The organism is Mucilaginibacter sp. (genome assembly GCF_041663085.1).
Classification (GTDB): domain Bacteria; phylum Bacteroidota; class Bacteroidia; order Sphingobacteriales; family Sphingobacteriaceae; genus Mucilaginibacter.
Window position 1 is genome coordinate 1 of sequence record NZ_JBAZRC010000098.1, and the last position, 18,198, is coordinate 18,198.

Annotated in this window: 16 protein-coding genes and 1 tRNA gene; 9 read left to right on the forward strand and 8 right to left on the reverse strand. The window is 43.6% G+C overall.

The window, feature by feature from the left end; translation table 11 throughout:
- The 7 genes from WC615_RS16245 to pgl form a co-directional block, all read left to right on the forward strand.
- A partial coding sequence (locus WC615_RS16245; protein ID WP_372979130.1) for a transketolase C-terminal domain-containing protein occupies positions 1-382 on the forward strand: 382 nt, incomplete at its 5' end.
- Between the two features lie 79 nt (positions 383-461).
- A complete protein-coding gene (gene rpiA, locus WC615_RS16250) occupies positions 462-1,160 on the forward strand; it encodes a ribose 5-phosphate isomerase A (protein WP_372979131.1) in 699 nt (232 codons plus the stop codon).
- A 127-nt stretch (positions 1,161-1,287) separates the two neighbouring features.
- Positions 1,288-2,382 carry a transaldolase gene (gene tal / locus WC615_RS16255; protein ID WP_372979132.1) on the forward strand — a complete coding sequence of 365 codons (1,095 nt, stop codon included), beginning with the start codon at positions 1,288-1,290 and terminating at the stop codon, positions 2,380-2,382.
- An 11-nt stretch (positions 2,383-2,393) separates the two neighbouring features.
- Positions 2,394-3,017: an HAD family hydrolase gene (locus WC615_RS16260; protein WP_372979133.1), complete on the forward strand. Its 624-nt coding sequence runs from the start codon at positions 2,394-2,396 to the stop codon at positions 3,015-3,017.
- A 1-nt stretch (position 3,018) separates the two neighbouring features.
- Positions 3,019-4,452, forward strand: a complete 1,434-nt coding sequence (gene gndA / locus WC615_RS16265; RefSeq protein ID WP_372979134.1) for an NADP-dependent phosphogluconate dehydrogenase — start codon at positions 3,019-3,021, stop codon at positions 4,450-4,452.
- A 109-nt stretch (positions 4,453-4,561) separates the two neighbouring features.
- Positions 4,562-6,079 (forward strand): glucose-6-phosphate dehydrogenase, encoded by a 1,518-nt coding sequence (zwf, locus tag WC615_RS16270; protein ID WP_372979135.1) that lies wholly within the window; start codon positions 4,562-4,564, stop codon positions 6,077-6,079.
- Between the two features lie 5 nt (positions 6,080-6,084).
- A complete protein-coding gene (gene pgl / locus WC615_RS16275; RefSeq protein WP_372979136.1) occupies positions 6,085-6,804 on the forward strand; it encodes a 6-phosphogluconolactonase in 720 nt (239 codons plus the stop codon).
- A 734-nt stretch (positions 6,805-7,538) separates the two neighbouring features.
- On the opposite strand, the gene WC615_RS16280 is transcribed toward pgl, so the two are convergent.
- The 6 genes from WC615_RS16280 to era all read right to left on the reverse strand — a co-directional run bounded on the left by WC615_RS16280 (position 7,539) and on the right by era (position 14,729).
- Positions 7,539-8,264 (reverse strand): hypothetical protein, encoded by a 726-nt coding sequence (locus WC615_RS16280; RefSeq protein ID WP_372979137.1) that lies wholly within the window; start codon positions 8,262-8,264, stop codon positions 7,539-7,541.
- Positions 8,265-8,548: 284 nt separating this feature from the next.
- Positions 8,549-11,722: an ATP-dependent DNA helicase gene (locus WC615_RS16285; RefSeq protein ID WP_372979138.1), complete on the reverse strand. Its 3,174-nt coding sequence runs from the start codon at positions 11,720-11,722 to the stop codon at positions 8,549-8,551.
- A 23-nt stretch (positions 11,723-11,745) separates the two neighbouring features.
- Positions 11,746-12,036: a type II toxin-antitoxin system RelE/ParE family toxin gene (locus tag WC615_RS16290; RefSeq protein ID WP_372979139.1), complete on the reverse strand. Its 291-nt coding sequence runs from the start codon at positions 12,034-12,036 to the stop codon at positions 11,746-11,748.
- Entirely contained in the window at positions 12,033-12,260 is a 228-nt protein-coding gene (locus WC615_RS16295; protein WP_372979140.1) for a hypothetical protein, read from the reverse strand. Before WC615_RS16295 ends, WC615_RS16290 begins: the two co-directional genes overlap by 4 nt.
- 161 nt (positions 12,261-12,421) lie before the next feature.
- Positions 12,422-13,723 (reverse strand): ribosome biogenesis GTPase Der, encoded by a 1,302-nt coding sequence (gene der, locus WC615_RS16300; protein ID WP_372979141.1) that lies wholly within the window; start codon positions 13,721-13,723, stop codon positions 12,422-12,424.
- 130 nt (positions 13,724-13,853) lie between these two features.
- Positions 13,854-14,729, reverse strand: coding sequence for a GTPase Era (gene era / locus WC615_RS16305; RefSeq protein ID WP_191175513.1), 876 nt, complete (start codon positions 14,727-14,729; stop codon positions 13,854-13,856).
- 146 nt (positions 14,730-14,875) lie between these two features.
- On the opposite strand from era, the gene WC615_RS16310 reads away from it, so the two are divergent.
- Positions 14,876-14,948, forward strand: a tRNA-Met gene (locus WC615_RS16310).
- A gap of 63 nt (positions 14,949-15,011) precedes the next feature.
- On the opposite strand, the gene WC615_RS16315 is transcribed toward WC615_RS16310, so the two are convergent.
- On the reverse strand, positions 15,012-16,346 hold the full coding sequence (locus WC615_RS16315) for a sensor histidine kinase (RefSeq protein ID WP_372979142.1): 1,335 nt from the start codon (positions 16,344-16,346) through the stop codon (positions 15,012-15,014).
- A 268-nt stretch (positions 16,347-16,614) separates the two neighbouring features.
- Between WC615_RS16315 and WC615_RS16320 the strand changes: the two genes are divergently transcribed.
- Complete coding sequence (locus WC615_RS16320; RefSeq protein WP_372979143.1) at positions 16,615-17,493, forward strand: metallophosphoesterase; 879 nt, start codon at positions 16,615-16,617, stop codon at positions 17,491-17,493.
- A gap of 71 nt (positions 17,494-17,564) precedes the next feature.
- Here the strand turns inward: WC615_RS16320 and yiaA are convergent, their stop codons facing one another.
- Complete coding sequence (gene yiaA, locus WC615_RS16325) at positions 17,565-18,032, reverse strand: inner membrane protein YiaA (RefSeq protein WP_372979144.1); 468 nt, start codon at positions 18,030-18,032, stop codon at positions 17,565-17,567.
- Between the last annotated feature and the right edge of the window lie 166 nt (positions 18,033-18,198).

Sequence of the window (18,198 nt, forward strand, 5' to 3'; positions counted from 1 at the left end):
GAAAGGCGCTTACATCGTATCAGAAGCCAGCAAAGGTGTTGACCTGATCCTGATGGCTACAGGGTCTGAAGTTGCGTTGATATTAGACGCACAGGCACAGCTTGAAAAAGACGGTATCTCTACCCGCGTGGTAAGTATGCCATCATGGGAGTTGTTTGAGAAACAGAATGCTGCTTACAAAGAGAAAATATTCCCTAAAGCAAGCCGCAAGCGTTTAGCCGTTGAAATGGCATCGCCAATGGGATGGCATAAATACACTACCGACGAAGGCGATATGTTGGGCATGACCACCTTTGGTGAATCGGCCCCGGCAGATGACCTGTACAAACACTTCGGCTTTACAATTGAAAACGTAGTTAAAAGAGCAAAAGCGATTTTATAAAAAGATACAAGAGATAAGAATCAAGAGGCAAGACAAACTTCGCTCTTGGTTCTTGACTCTTAATTCTTGACTCTAAAAAATGGATAGTTTAATCAGTACGCTTCAATGGTCGTCACAGATCGTTAACCCGGAAGGCAAACAAAAGGTAGCGCAGCAAATTGCCGCAATGGTAAAAGATGGCGATGTGCTGGGTGTTGGCTCGGGCTCTACGGTTTATATGGCGCTGCTGGCAATATCCGAAAGGATAAAGGCCGAAGGGCTGAATGTACTGGCAATACCAACATCGTTAGAGATAACCATGTTTTGCAGCAAGCTGGGCATCCCGCTTACCACCTTGTTTGAGCACACCCCCGATTGGCTTTTTGACGGGGCCGACGAGGTAGACCCGAACAACTGGCTGATAAAAGGCCGTGGTGGTGCCATGTTTAAAGAGAAGCTATTGATAAGCAGCAGTAAGGTAAACTACATTATTGTTGACGATAGCAAGCTGGTGCCAAAACTGGGGACAAACTTCCCGATACCGGTTGAGGTTTTTCCGCAAGCATTATTGCATGTGGAGGCCGGACTTAAAAAACTTGGCGCCAACAGCATTGCCTTAAGGCCTGCAAAAGGTAAGGACGGTTCTATTATTACTGAAAATGGCAACCTTATTTTAGATTGCCGTTTTGATGAAATAAAAGACACCCTGGAACGTGATATAAAAGCCATAACCGGCGTTATTGAAAGCGGGCTGTTTATTGGTTACGATCTGCAGATTTTAACGGCAGAAAATAACTGATATTGTGACTTGAGCCTAACATAATAAGGAGATTAGGATTACACTATCGGGTACTATAAACCTGAGATTTGTGCAACAAAAATTAATAATTAACAAAGAATTTAAAACCACACTATATACATTCATCATGGCAAATAACGTAAAACAAATACATGATTTCGGCCAGAGCATCTGGCTTGATTTTATTGACCGCGAGATCATCTCATCAGGTAAATTACAAAAACTGATTGACGAGGATGGCGTAAGAGGCGTAACCTCAAACCCAGCGATATTTGAAAAAGCCATAACCAGCAGTTCTGATTATGATGCGGATATAAAAACACTTGGCGCAACTGCCAAAACTACCGAAGAGCTTTTCTTTGGTTTAGCTATAAAAGACATCCAGGCTGCTGCCGACTTATTTGATGGTGTTTACAACGAAGGCGTTGTTGGTGCCGATGGATACGTTAGTTTAGAGGTATCACCATTTTTAGCTTTAGATGCGGAAGGCACAGCTAAACAAGCGGAATTGCTTTGGAAACAGGTTGACCGCAAAAACGTAATGATCAAAATACCGGGTACAAAACCGGGGTTAAAAGCCATCCGCGAATCTATCGCCAAAGGCATCAACATTAACGTTACTTTACTATTTGGTTTAGAGCGTTACGAAGAAGTTACCGAAGCATACATCTCTGGTTTAGAAGACCATTTAGCGGCCGGTCATAACATCGAGCATATCTCTTCAGTAGCAAGCTTCTTTTTGAGCCGCATTGATGTGGTTGTTGACCCATTATTACAGGCAAAAGGCGAAAACGGGCTTGTTGGCGAAGTTGCCATCGCGTCAGCTAAAAAAGCATACGAAATTTACAAACGCGTATTCAGCACTGAGCGTTGGAAAGCTTTGGAAGCAAAAGGTGGTAAGCCACAACGTTTGCTTTGGGCAAGTACCGGCAGCAAAAACCCTGCGTTTAAAGATACCAAATATGTTGAGGCCCTTATCGGTCCGGATACTGTTGATACCGTTCCGTTGGAAACTATCGATGCTTTCCGCGACCATGGTATTGCAGCCGATACATTGATGTTAGGTTTAGACCAGGCTACCGAAACTTTAGGCAGGTTAAAATCATTAGGTATCGATTTAGACAAGATCACACAAGACCTTGAAGATGAAGGTATCGAAAAATTCAACAAGCCCTTCGAAAAATTGCTGAAGGCTATCGAAGACCAAAAAGCAAAGGCATAACCCAAAAGCTGATGAAAAAATCAGATGTAAAGATCCTTTTCTTTGACGTTGGAGGCATATTGCTAACCAACGGATGGGGCCACGAATCGCGCCATGAAGCAGCCAAAAAATTCGGGCTGGATTATGACGAGGTTAACGCCCTGCATAACTTTATATTCAACGTATACGAGATAGGCAGCATTACGCTTGATGAGTACCTTGATACCGTGATATTTAACGAGCCCCGCGATTTTGTTCGCGAGGACTTTAAGGAATTTATATACGCGCAGTCTGTTGAGTTACCCGATATGTTAAAGTGGCTAAAGGAATGGAAAAAAGATTGCGGCTTCCGCATTATCTCCATTAATAACGAAGGTAAGGAACTGAATGATTATCGTGTGCAGAAGTTTAAACTGCACGAGTGCTTTGATGCATTTATCTCATCGTGCGAAGTAAAAATGCGCAAACCCGACCCGGGTATCTGGCAGCTGGCTATGGGTATTGCCCAGGTATCGCCCAACCAGTGCGTGTATTTTGACGACCGCATAATGTTTGTACGCACAGCCGAAAAGCTTGGCATCCGCTCGTTTCAGCACACCGACTTCGAGAAAACTAAAAAAATATTAAACGACCTTAAGAAAGAAAACCTCAAATAACATGAGCGCAACAACAGATAAATATGCTTTCGGTATGATAGGCTTGGGCGTAATGGGCCGTAGCTTATTACTCAACATAGCTGATCACGGTTATGCAGCTGCTGGTCACGATAAAGATGCTGAGAAAGTAGCTTCTTTAAATGAAGAGGCCGGCGACAGAAAAGTAAAGGGTTTTGGCGATGTAAAAGAGTTTATACAAAGCCTTAGCACGCCACGTGCCATTATGATGCTGGTACCTGCAGGTAAAATTGTAGATGCCGTAATTGAGGAACTTACCCCGCTTTTAGATAAGGGTGACATTTTGATTGACGGAGGGAACTCGCACTTTACTGATACCAACCGCCGTGTTGATCAGTTAGAGGCTATAGGCCTGCACTTCTTCGGCATGGGGGTATCTGGAGGTGAAGAAGGCGCACGCCGCGGCCCAAGCATGATGCCGGGTGGCGACAAGGATGCCTACAACGTAATGAAGCCGATATTTGAAGCCATTGCAGCCAAAGTTGACGGTGCACCTTGTGTAACCTATATTGGCCCTGGTGCATCTGGTCACTTTGTTAAAATGGTACACAACGGTATTGAGTATGGTATTATGCAATTGCTTGCCGAGACCTACGAGATCATGAAGAAAGGTTTAAAGCTTGATGGTGATGCCATCGGCAAAATATTTACCGACTGGAACAATGGCCGCCTGCAATCATTCCTTTTAGACATTACAAAGGATATTTTCGCCTATAAAGCGCCCGGAACCGACCATTTGCTTTTAGACGATATTAAAGACGAGGCGCGTGCAAAAGGTACCGGTAAATGGACATCGCAAAGCGCGATGGACCTGCAGGCACCTATCCCAACGGTAGATAGTGCTGTTGAAATGCGCGACTTATCTAAATACAAAGCTCTGCGCACAAAAGCAGCCGCCATTTACAGCACTAACGATAACCAAACTATTGATGGTAATGTTGATGAGCTGTTGACCGCTTTAGAGCAGGCGTTCTACTTCACCATGATCATTAGCTATTCACAGGGTATGCACATGCTATCGCTTGCTTCTGCTGAGTACAAATACGACCTGAAGCTTGACGAGATAGCCAAGATCTGGAGGGGTGGTTGTATCATCCGTTCTAAATTCCTGGAAAACATTTACGGTGCTTATGGCAAAAACAAAGGCCTTGAGCATTTACTGTTGGATGCTGACGTTGCCGCTTTGGTTAAAGGCACGCTTCCGGGTATCCGTAAAATTGTTTCATCGGCAGTTAACGCGGGTATTGCAATACCGGCCTATGCGGCGTCTTTAGAATATTTTGACAATTTCCGTAACGAAAGGATGCCATCAAACCTAACACAGGCGCAACGCGACTATTTTGGCGCGCACACTTACGAATTGATAGGCAAAGAAGGCACGTTCCATACGCAGTGGGCACCAAGTAACGAGAGTTAAGAATTAAGACACAAGAATCAAGACAAGAGCCAGGAAGCATCGGTCAGGAAAAAATCTTATCTTGATTCTTGACTCTTGGTTCTTGCATCTAATAAAAAACAATACTATCATGAGTAGTAACAGCACAAAATCCGAACCTACCATTTTTATCATATTTGGTGGTACGGGCGACTTAAACTCCCGCAAAATTGCACCGGCATTGTACAACCTGTTTTTAGACGGGTGGATGCCAAACCAGTTCTCTATCATCGGCACCGGTCGCACAAAACTGACTGACGAACAGTTCAGGACCAATCTGCATAACGATATCGACCAGTTCTCGCGCAGCGGCAAAGCCGACGCCAAGAAATGGGCCGAATTTGAAAAAAGCATCTATTACCAGGTGTCTGACGCTACCGACGCCGAAACCTATAAAGAGTTTGGTAAACGCATTGACGCCCATAACGCCGAGTGGAAAACCACCGCAAATGTATTATTCTACCTGGCAGTAGCACCAAATTTCTTCCCGATCATTGCCTCCAACATATCAAAAGCCAAACTGGCCGAGGATAAACAAAAGGTACGTATCATTATCGAAAAACCTTTTGGCCACGACCTGGAAACAGCAAAAGAACTGAACGAATTGCTGAAAGGCATTTTTGATGAGTGCCAGATCTACCGTATCGACCACTATTTGGGTAAAGAAACGGTTCAAAACATCATGGCCTTCCGCTTTGCCAACTCCATTATGGAGCCGCTGTGGAACCGTAACTATATTGAGCACGTACAGATCTCGGTTACCGAACAACTAGGTGTTGAAGAACGCGGCGATTACTACGATGGCTCGGGCGCTATGCGCGATATGATCCAGAACCACCTGCTGCAATTGCTTTGCCACGTGGCTATGGAACCCCCTGTTAGCTTTAATGCCGATGAAGTACGCGACCGCAAGGTTGATGTATTAAAGGCCATGCGTAAGTTCACCCCTGATGATGTACGTAATTCGGCTGTTAGGGGCCAGTATGGCAGCGGATGGATGAAGGGTAAGGAAGTACCCGGCTACCGCGAAGAGCCAAAGGTTGATCCGCAATCAAATACCGAAACTTTTGCCGCTATTAAATTCTTTATTGATAACTGGCGCTGGCAGGGTGTTCCGTTTTACCTGCGTACAGGTAAGCGCATGCACCAGTCGTCATCTGTTATTACCATCCAGTTTAAGGATGTACCGCACCTGATATTCCCTGCCGAAGCTACCGAAAGCTGGCAGCAAAACAGGCTTATCATCAGCATACAACCCGAAATGAGCATCCGTTTGCAGGTACAGGCCAAACGCCCGGGCATTGATATGGTGTTGAATGCCGTTGATATGGTTTTTGATTATAAAGGCACCTATACCAACCAAGCCCCCGAAGCTTATGAAACCCTGATACTGGATACCATGCATGGCGACCAAACCCTGTTTATGCGTGGCGACCAGGTAGAAGCAGCATGGGAACTGGTAATGCCGATACTAAGCACCTGGCAAAATAAAAAGAGCCTGAATTTCCCTAACTATAGCGCCGACTCATGGGGCCCTGAATCTGCCGAGGCATTAATTGCCCGCGACGGGTTTAACTGGTTCACCCTGCCTGTTAACGGTAAAAAGTAATGGATATGAAGCTGAATATTTTTAAAACAGATACCGAAGTACTGGCCGCACTGGCTGCCTACTTTGCAGATGCCGCCAAACAGGCCATAGAAGCCCGTGACCGCTTTAGCGTGGCACTGAGCGGCGGTAGCTCGCCCAAGAAATTACACGAGCTGCTGGCCAGCGAATACCGCGATAAAATTGAATGGAGTAAAGTGTACTTCTTTTTTGGCGACGAACGCGATGTACCGCTTAACGATGCGCAAAGCAATTACCTGATGGCCAAGCAAACTTTGTTTGACCCGCTGGGGATAGATCCATCGCATGTATATGCTGTGCAAACACCCCTGGGTGCCGAAGAAGCCGCGAAAGATTACACCCGCCACCTCGACCATTTTTTTGATGGAGAGAGCGCTTCTTTCGATCTGATCATACTTGGTCTTGGCGATAACTCGCATACCGCTTCCCTGTTCCCGCATACTTCTGTTTTAACAGACGAAAGCGCATCGGTGCAGGCCTTATACATCGACGAGGTAAAAATGAACCGCATTACCTTTACCGCCCCGCTGATCAACAACGCGCATCACATCGCGTTTTTGGTATACGGCGCAGGCAAGGCAGAAGCTGTAAAACATATCCTGGAAGACAAAAAAGACATTCAGGAGTACCCCGCCCAACTTATCCAGGGTACCGACCTCCAATGGTTTTTAGACGAACCCGCTGCTGCTAAGCTGGCAAATAAATAAAACAGAAAAGCCTCCGATTTGGAGGCTTTTCTGTTTTATAACATTACCGTCGCTCGGCTCCTGCCGAGTGACGACTATTTAGCGGCGTCTCGCCGCAGTAATGAAGTTCGGCCGGAGGCCTTATAATAACGGTCACTCGGCAGGAGCAGAGCGACTGCGGAGGTATTTTAGCGTTCACGTTCACTGCCGTGAACACTTGTGAACATTATTAATGCTTTGATAATCAGCGGTTTTAACAATAGCGCATACATAACTATGTCATTTCGAACGAGGTACGAGGAGAAATCTTGTTCAATATGCAAAGTTCACCACCTGTTACATGAACAAGATTTCTCTCTACGTTCGAAATGACACGGGGCTTGTGATGTATTAAGCCCCTTTGTCATGCTGAACGACAGTGAAGCATCTATTCGCCGATATGCTCACCATCATGCTCGTCAACCGCATCATGCCGAATTGAGTTTGGCATCTCTCATGCTAAGTAAACCACTATGATAATTCGCCCGCTCATTGCCGCGGAGGCTACTTCTTTTCTCTTGATAGAAAAGAAGCAAAAGATCAAGTCAGAGCGAATGCTTCCCGCGCTCCCTGCCGGTTCTTAACGCTTTTGCTGGCTGACTCGCTGTTCTCGCATCACGCGCAAAAGCTAAACCGCCATTCCCGCCATACACCTGGCCCGCCCGCTCTGACGGGGTGGCCTGCGCTTGGGGCACTTAATTGTATGATATAGATAATTATTTAGAACCTAATGGAATTATGCTTTCGTCTCCTTTGTTTTTTAACTCTTCATTAATCTTATTGATTTTATCGGTGAATTCTTTTTCCAAATTCTGTTTTTTATACTGTATACCTTTCTTTTCCAATCTCTTAGACCATATATTATACAACTTTATTGTATTGCAAAAAAAAGTTTCATGTTCTAATTTACTAAGGATACATAATACAAAACTGTAATTATTTACGCTGTAACAGAATGTTGCGCCGACGGCTTCAAAAGCAACATTTTCATCTGCTACTTCTTGAATAAAATAGGTTGAAAACGTTTCCATGCTATTTAAAACTTTAAGGTATTTAACTAAATGCGGCGATAGCTTTTCATGATAGTTTCTTACAACCTGTGCGTCATATTGTTTAAAAATATCTTTATAATTAAATTCATACGTCGTTATTTTTAATGGATTTATGTCAGCTTCTTTTAATTGATCGTTCAAAACATCTTGAAACCCAACTATTGTATTTAGATAATAATGAACTTGTTCCGCGGCTAATTTAATTGAATCTCTTTTTGACGATATTAATAATTGTTTTTGCGCTTCTTCTAATTGCCCTTTAGCAATTGTTAATTGCCCTTTGGCTAATTTAATTTGCTTAAAAATGAATAAGCCTAATAAGGCTATAATGGGCCCACTTAATAAATATAGATTTTCAAGAATAGATTTTGTTTCGTCAAAAAGTTTCATGATACATTGATAAATATCTAATATATCCTTTTTAATGAAGAATATAACAATATCTAACAGAGGTTTTTAATCTTGTAATGAACTTACGCAACTAATCCTATTTGTCACTGTCATTTCGAACGAGGTACGAGGAGAAATCTTATACAAGCGACCGGCGAACTTTGCTTAAACGATGTATGGCGTAGAAGATTTCTCCTCACCCCATTTCACACCCCCGCCCATGTTCGTTCGAAATGACAACGGGGGGATTGCAATGACATTGGATTAATAGAATCGACACCGTTTTACTCAACCTCATCCTCCCCTTCAGCAACCTCTAACAAACCCTCCGGTTGTTTAAAATTGCTTTTTACGAAGTGGCACCAGTCGCACTCTTTTTTGCCGCAGCCGGTGTTAAAATCGTGGGCCATTATCTTTTGGTAAACGGTGGTTATTTGCCTGGTAACGTCTTCAATGTCCTCGGGGGTTATTACAACTTTTGCTTTATAATATTCGCCTTCCTTTTCGGGCTCTACAAAATCAAAAATGGTGTTTACCACTTCCCAGTCGTTGGTGCGGTCGTTATCAACCAGTATCTTGTAAAATACTGCCTGGCGCCAGTAGTCGCCGCCGTTGGGGTCATCGGTAGTAGGGCGTTCCAGCTTTGGTTTGGCGTTGCGTACGCGGCCGGTTTTATAATCAACCACGGTTACCTGCTTGCCGTCAAATTCCATTTTATCCAGGTTACCTTTTATGGGTACGCCCTGCACTTCAATATTCTTAATGCTGCGTTCGGTTAAGGCTACTTTGTTCCAGGTGGGTACGTTCTGCTCGTAATAAGCGGGCAGGATCTTGTCGCCATAGGCCATCCGGGTTTTAAATTCATCCTTGGTGAACGAATCGCGGTTGCGGGCCATATACCAGCCAAATTCCTTTAAAAACTCTTCGGTGGATATGAACTCGTCATTGTTCTCTTTAAGCCTCCTGAAGGCTTTATTCAGTGCCCAGTGGACAGCCTGCCCAAAGGTAGCCGATGGGCTTTTACCCGATGGCACCCTGATGAGGCACTGGAAGTAAAACCGCAGCGGGCAATCCAGGTAGTTATTCAGATGCGTAACCGATAGGGTATAGTTTTGCAGCAGCTGGTTAATGTAGTTATGATCCAGCAGTTCAACCACCGGTTTATCGGCCTCGCTGAATTGCGTGGCGAAGAATTCCAGCATATCATCGCTGCTTACATGCGGATGTTTCACCTGCAGCTGCGTATCGGCCAGTATCTCGCCAATAAACTGCGAAGGCTCCTGGTCTTTACCATTTTTATCCTTGCCCGAGTAGGAAATATTGAGGCATTGTTTTGAACGGGTAAGTGCCACGTAGAACAACCTGCGCGATTCTTCTTTCTGGGCAATATCGTCAGATGCGGCCCTCGTCAGCGTATCCGGGTAACTAAAGCCGGTGTTGCGGCCCTTGCTGTCCCATGTTTTTTTATCGCAGCCGATGAAGAACACATGCTCAAATTCCAGGCCTTTGGAGCCGTGAGCTGTAAGGAAGTTTATGCCATTATCAGAGAAGATCACCTTATTCAGATCCATCCTGATGTTGTTTTTGCGCATCAGGTCGATAGTGGCTATCAAGTCGGGCAGTTTTATTTCGGGGTTCTTGCGGCTTTCGTCTTTCAAAAAGTCGAAGAAGCTGGTCAGCATTTGCATGTGCACGCCTTTGTCCGGCTGCTGCATAATGTATTTGAGGATGCCCATTTTGGCGATCACATCCTGGAAAAACTGCTGCAGCGTAACACTCACGGCATCTTTCAGTAACTCATCAATATCATTGATCAGGAACTTCATTTCCGAACCCGTTTGCTTGCTGAACAGGTCGGTTTGCGCGGCCAACTTTATCTCGTGGATATAGCGGCGCATCGAAGTTTTAGGCAGGTTATTACTTGCTGTACCAAAGTTTTCTTTTGATACCGCTATGCTGGCCTTGGCAATCTCGATAGGCGGGATGTTAAAAAAGTCGTAATGCAGGATCTCGAATAACAATTCATCGCCGCTATATGGCGAATCCAGCTCCATCGAAAGGTAACGCAGTATGTTGATGATCTTCTCGCCGAAGGGGATGGTAAGGATATCTATTTTGCGTTTGGTATTAACGGCAATATGCTGGGTATCTAAAAAGTGCAGCAATTCCTCTACCTGGCTGTGGTTACGGTATATCACCGCTATTTCGCCGGGAGGGGTGCCCGTAGTTACCAGCTTTTTTATTTGCAGGGCTACATCAACCAGTTCCTGGCTTGGGTTTTCGTATTCAAATATGGTAGGTTCAACAACCTCGCTGTTAAAGCGCGGATGCGAAGCCTTCAGGTTTTTATCGAGCTTTAGCTGGGCGGTTAAACGCTCGTTGTTGTTGTTGATGAGCGCACGCGAAATATCCAGGATATGCTGGTTAGAGCGATAGTTATGCTTCAGCACTACCGTTTGCAGGGTATCAACATAATCGCCGGCAAAATCAAGAATGTTCTTCATGTTTGCCCCCTGGAATTTAAATATCGACTGGTCATCATCGCCCACTACAAACACGTTGGGAGTTTCCCAGTAATTCAGCAAAAACCTAAGCAGCTGGTTTTGCGACCCGCTGGTATCCTGAAACTCATCCACCAGAATATACTGGTAGCGTTCCTGGTAGCGGCGCAATATCTCGTCGTTCTCGCGGAAGGCTTTTAGCACCCAAAGGATCATGTCGTCATAATCATACCGGCCGCGGGCTTTCATTTTGGCATCGTAGCGTTTGTATTCGGCAACGGCAGCAAGCAGCTTCTCCATGGTCTCGGTAGCCTTGTCGATGTCCTTTTGCTTGGGGTCTCCGGCTTTGATGCCCGCTTTGGCATTCGCTTTTTTGTAGATGAACTCCTCGCGGTTGGGCAGGTCGTCCAAATATTCTTTTACAGCTTCCCGGATCAGGTCTTCCGTCCAGTTCTCGGTTTTCATGGTCGAGAACAGTTTTTTCAGGCGAGGGGCGTCGTAGTATCTATCACCGGTAAAGCGTTTCAGCAGGTGGTCGTTCTCAAACTCATCTATTAACTCCTGGAAAAACATGGCCGATTCCAGGTCAGACAAAGCCTCCAAATTCAGTTTGCCAAAATACTCCAGGTTCTCCTGGATGATCTCGTTACAAAACGCGTGGAAGGTGTAAATATTAATACGGTAGGCATCCGGCCCGATAAACTCGAACAGGCGCTTACGCATAGCAACCGCACCTGCATCGGTATAGGTAAGGCAAAGGATCTCGCTTGGCAGGGCATCGGTATCGGTCAATATTTTGCCGATACGCGCAGCCAGTATCTGCGTTTTACCCGTACCCGGCCCGGCAACAACCAGCACAGGGCCATCCATTTGGTTAACGGCAGCCAACTGCTCGGGATTTAAACCGGCCAGCGCTTCCTGAAATTTGATGTTATATTTATTGAGTGGAGATTGCATAATTGAATAGATGTGATGTTCGACTAAAGATCGAACAAAGGCTCCTGCCTGTTATCCCAAAAGAATAAAATGTTTATTGAGTTTTCCTTCACCTCATAAAACATAGAGGTTTGTTTGGATATGATAGCTTGCCTTAAATCATGAGTTATCGATGCTCTAAATAAATAGGGTTGTTCAGCTATTAAACTTGAAATCTGCTGAACTCGTTTTACAAAGACACCTGCTTGTTTAAACCCCCATTTATCTTCAATGATTAGCACAATGGCATCAAAAGTTTCATGTGCTTCGTCCGTCCAATAAATGGCGTGGCTCATAGGTATTTGGCATACTTAGCCATTACCTCGTCATGTGGAGTTAATTTGCCTTCTGCCGCTTGTTTTTTTGCGCGCTCAATTCCCTGCTTTACATTTTCAGGCAGGTCGTCCCAAAAATCCTTTCCATCGTTATCAAGCACTTGTTTAATTTGAAGCAATAATCCCTCGTCTTCAACATCCAGCAGGCGTTTAGCTAATTCTAATTTTTCGGCGATCAAGTTCATACTCAAATTTAATATTTTAAACTCAGCAAAGCAATAAATAGTATGAGATTACTCACCCCGACTTCGCTTCGCTGGTCGACCCTCTCTGCTACGCAAAGAGGGTTAAAACAAAAAAAGCACCTACCAACAGGCAGATGCTTTTAAATCTTATATAGGTTAAATTACTTCTGCCTAAACCAAACCTGTATTGGTGCGCCAGAAAACTCAAAGTTCTGGCGTAGCTGGTTTTCTATAAAGCGGTAGTACGGTTCTTTTACATACTGCGGCAGGTTACAGAAGAAAGCGAACATTGGTGATGTACCTGCTATCTGTGTAATGTATTTAATTTTTACGTATTTACCTTTTAGTGATGGCGGCGGATATTTTTCAATTATCGGCAGCATGATCTCGTTCAGTTTACTGGTTGGGATCTTGCGGGCCCTGTTGGCGTAAACCTGGTTGGCTGTTTCAATTACCCTTAATACGCGTTGTTTTTCGGTAACGGATGTAAACACAACCGGCACATCGGTAAACGGCGCTATCTTTTGGCGAATGGTCTCTTCAAATACCTTTACGGTTTTGTTGTTCTTTTCTATCAAGTCCCATTTGTTCACTACGATAACGATACCCTTCTTGTTCTTTTCGGCCAGGTGGAAAAGGTTTACATCCTGTGCTTCAAGTCCCTCTACGGCATCAATCATGATGATCACCACATCCGCTTCTTCCAAAGCCTTGATGGTACGCATCACCGAGTAAAATTCGATATTCTCTTTTACCTTGGTTTTTTTACGCATCCCGGCGGTATCTATCAGCATAAAATCATGACCGTACTGGTTATAATGGATATGGATAGAATCGCGCGTGGTACCGGCAATAGGGGTAACAATGTTACGTTCCTCGCCAATAAGCGCATTAATGATGGAGGATTTACCAACGTTAGGGCGACCGATGATAGCATATTTAGGGCGTTCGTTCTCTTCAAACGGTACATCCTCAAAATGTTTAACAACATCATCAAGCAGCTCGCCTGTACCAGATCCGGTCATTGAAGATATGGTGTAGATCTCGCCTAAACCCAGGCTGTAAAACTCAGTCGCATCGGCCAGGTTGGCATTGTTATCCAGTTTGTTTACTACAACAAATACAGGCTTTTTGCCTTTACGAAGGATGTTGGCTATTTCGTCGTCAAGGTCGGTAATGCCGGTGGTAACATCAACCATAAACAAAATAACGGTGGCTTCCTCAATGGCGATAAGCACTTGCTCGCGAATGGCAACCTCAAAAAGTTCTTCGGAATTGGCTACATAGCCGCCGGTATCAATAACCGTAAATTTTTTATCTATCCACTCGGATGTTCCGTAATGCCTGTCGCGGGTTACGCCGCTAAAATCGTCAACAATAGCTTTACGGCTTTCGGTTAAACGGTTGTATAAAGTGGATTTGCCAACGTTTGGCCTGCCTACTATAGCTACTATATTACTCATGTTTTTTAGAATCAAGAATTAAGAGCCAAGAACCAAGACGATATAAAAATCGTGATCTTCTCTTAAAATTCTGCACTGTGTATTAAATTTTTTTCTTGAATCTTGATTCTTACATCTTGATTCTTTTCAACTATTCGTACCCGAATTTTTTCAGGTAATTTTTTTTGCTGCGCCAGTCGGGGATAACCTTAACAAACATTTCCAGGAAGATCTTCTTCTGGAAAAAGTCTTCCATATCCCTGCGGGCATATGTACCTACAATTTTCAGCATTTCCCCTTTGGTGCCTATGATGATATTCTTCTGCGAATCGCGCTCCACAATAATTTCGGCGCTGATGCGGTGCAGCTTTTCGCCTTCAACAAAAGCGGTAACAATAACCTCGGTGCTGTATGGGATCTCTTTTTTGTATTGTTTAAAGATCTGCGCGCGGATCATCTCTGACGCAAAGAAGCGGTCGTTCCTGTCTGTCAGGGCATCCTTCTCGTAATAAGCGGGGTGCTCAGGCAGGCTATCCAATACAAAATCCATTACGGCTTTTATATTATGATCATGCAGGGCAGATATCGCGTAGATAGCTTTAGGGTTTAATTTTTCCTGCCAGTAATCAACTTTCTCTTTTACTTCTTCTTCGCTCGACAGATCTATTTTATTGATCAAAACAACCAGCGGGGCGGTAGAGCCTGCCAGTTTTTTAACAACATCTTCTTCGTTAAACTCCTCGTGGATATCGGTAACCAGCAAAATCAGGTCGGCATCTACAATAGAGCCATCAACCTGGTGCATCATACTTTCGTGCAATGCGTAGTGTGGTTTTATGATACCGGGGGTATCAGAAAACACGATTTGATAGTCGTCAGTATTAACAATCCCCAGGATACGGTGGCGGGTGGTTTGCGCCTTTGGGGTAATGATTGACATTTTTTCGCCCACCAATGCGTTCATAAGGGTTGACTTACCCGCGTTGGGCTTACCAATTATACTTACAAAACCTGCCTTATGCGCCATAAAAAAATAATTAAAATATTATTTGGACTGCAAAGAAACGAATTATATCTTTGCAGTCCAATTAAAAGGAACAGCAAATTGCTTTTTTGACAATTGGAACAAACATTTCGGAGTTATGCCCGTTATGTAATATACCAAAAAGATAGTGCGGGATGGAGCAGTTGGTAGCTCGTCGGGCTCATAACCCGAAGGTCGTAGGTTCGAGTCCTGCTCCCGCTACCTCAGAAGTAAAAAGCCTTAAATTGAAAGATTTGAGGCTTTTTTGTTTTTTGGCCATTCCAATTAATCAACATTCGCTCTTGCCGGTATAAAAATAAAAAAACTGGAACCCCGGCCAGGTACGCTTTCAAAACCTATCCTGCCGCCTTGGCGCTCAATGAATTCTTTACATAAAAGCAGGCCCAAACCAACCCCCTTTTCGTTGTTTGTACCAAAGCCTGGCTCGGTATAAATAGAAAATATTTTATCCTGCTTGCCTGGGTCTATGCCTTTACCGTTATCACTAACCGTTATCTTACATTCGTGCTGCACTAACTGTGCATCTATATTAATGATACCGCCTTTGGGGGTAAATTTAATGGCATTGCTAATAAGGTTACGTACTACCAGTTGCAGCATATTCATGTCGGCAATTACTATCAGCGCCGGGCTAATAGTATAGTTTAGGGCGATATCTTTTTTATTAGCTTGTATTTTGCCCATATCCAATGTGCTTTTTATTATATCGAGCAGGCTTGCCGACACCAAATTAACAGCAGGCCCCTCCATTTGCGATTTAGACCATTGCAGTAAATTGGTAAGCATATCTATTGTGCTGTTAGTTGAAGCAAGTAATTCCTGCTCTATTCCCGCCCTCAGCGGGCCGTCCAATTCATTTTCGTTAAGCAATTGCAGGTAACTTTGTATGTTAATAAGTGGTGTGCGCATATCATGCGATATGATGGACATTAACTTGTTCCTTTCGATATCGCTTTTTTCGAGCTGCTCTTTTTGAAGTAATATGTGTTGATTCTGTACTTCAATAGCTATGGCCTTTTCCTCAACTGCTATACGTTCTTTATCGTAGCTTTTGCGGATATATTTAATAACGATATAAATTGCTATCACCGGTAACGGGAACGCCGTAATCCTGTCTATCAACTCGCCCTTGCCCGCATCAAATGGATGTTTGACTAACGCTGGATAATAGTATGCAACAAGATGCAACACCAGAAAACCAATGATATATACTATTAACCAGGCCAGATGCTGCCGATAAGGGGAAATAGCAAATACCAGCAAAAGGTATGCTGGCCATATAATATCAGTTGAGCCATTAATACCCGAATTAGCAAAGTAATTAAAAGAGAAAACAATTATCCCTATTACCCCAAATAAAATGTTGCTGTGTGGTTTGTTATTAAAGCGGGAATTATAGTACTCGTAATAAAAAAACAGGCTTAATAGCAAACTGGATAAAGAAGCGACATAAAGCCCGGCAAAAAGATTATAAGGCACATAAAAAATAGCCAGTATACTTAAACCAACACTAATGGAGTGAAATATCCTGCTTTCTAATGAAAAACTGGACGAATCACCTATAAGCCTAAGCCAAACCGTATTTATTTTTTTTATCATAGGCTAGTAATAACGGACTGGTTTAATATGGCAGACAAGACCGTTTGATTTTATAGATGTAGGTATTTGTACGGAATGCGCTGTAATTTGTTTAAAATTGATATATAGTTAGCTATAGTTAAAATAACGTTTAAGAAGCCAGCGCTTGCAAAATTATTCTTTCGGTGGCAATTATCACCAGTATCAACATCATTAGTCCCCTAAACTAACCCTCTGAAATTTGCGTTCTTAATGCATGAGACGCCTCTTGTGCCTATGCATATTAGTAATGGGTTTTGTGCCGATAGTAACCGCGCAAAATAAAAATCAGGTTATCGCTTTTGCCAGCGATACGCAGGAACCAATGTGGGTAGAAAAGCTTTGGCTCAAAACCAATCATAATTTACTGGCAACAAAAATGATCTTTAAGGATGTGGATAGCCTGCGCCCAAAAGCTTTGTTTATTTTGGGTGATGTTGTTTCGCTTGGCAAAAGCAAAAAGGCCTGGAAAAATATCGATAATTACATTAGTCAGTTAGTTAAGGATTCTATCCCCGTTTATGCCACATTGGGGAACCACGAGGTAATGTTCAATTCTAAAAAAGGGATACGCAATTTTAAAAAGCGCTTTCCCGCTTATGACCCCTCCGGTTATACAGAGGTTGTTGACTCAGTAGCAGTAATATTATTAAATTCTAATTTCGCGGCAATGTCAGTAACGGAGATTGCCCGGCAAAACGAGTGGTATGAGGCTAAATTAAATGCACTGGATACCGCCTCGGCAATAAAAATGATCATTGTTGGATGCCATCATTCGCCATATACCAACAGCACCATCGTAAACCCTTCAGAAGCTGTAAGGCAAAGCTTTGTGCCGCCGTTCATTAAATCAAAAAAAGCGGTGCTGTTCCTTTCGGGTCATTCACACAACTTTGAGAACTTTAATATCCAGGGGAAAAATTTCCTTGTAATTGGCGGGGGTGGCGGCCTTCATCAGCCACTGCGGGCTAAAACCGTGCAAATGCCTGATATCTCCGGAGATTATAAGCCGGATTTTCACTATCTCGAAGTACACAGGGATGGCGAAACGCTTAACGTTTTATCCAGGCGGTTAAAAACAGACTTTACAGGGTTTAACGATGGCTATAGTCTAAAAATAAGCCAATAGCCATTGGCTACTTATAATAATAAACCCCGCAGGCTTGCCAGGCAAGGAACTGCGGGGTGGTAACCGCTACGTTACAGCTCTTTATCGTCGATCAGCTTGGCGTCGCGGGTATTCTTTTGTACGGCAATGGCCGAAAACATGCTTAGGCAGAATGCCATGGCGTAAAAGCCTTTTTCACTTCGGGCGAGATCGGCATTCCACAGGCCAATCGTTAGCAGTACCATTGCCGCGATAGTAGCAAACCAGCTTAGGCCATAGTACAGATCCGTAACTGCAAGTCCTTCTGCCCGGTCCCTGACGCTTTTTTGTACAGAGATCACGGCGAATAAGCCAAATAATAAAATGGTGAAATAATAGCCTTTTTCGTTCAACTCCATGCTTGCATTCCATAAGCCGATGCAATATCCCACCACTCCTGTTAATAAGGCAAACCAGGAGGCCCCTATAAATGCGGCTGTTGGTTTAAACGGGTTTCTAACATTATCACCATGTTTGATGATAGGTGAATTTTCTTCTGTTCTGTGTTGTAGCGATTCCATGTTTTTTGTTTTAGTAATTAATATGAAAGCAAATGTCGGTTGTATAACAGACCTGTAAAAAGCAGAATTTGAAAATTACTGACGATATATTTTCTGAAAATCATACTTTTATATGCATATAATATATCCTTATGGACTCAATTCAGGAGTTAATCAAATTACTCAA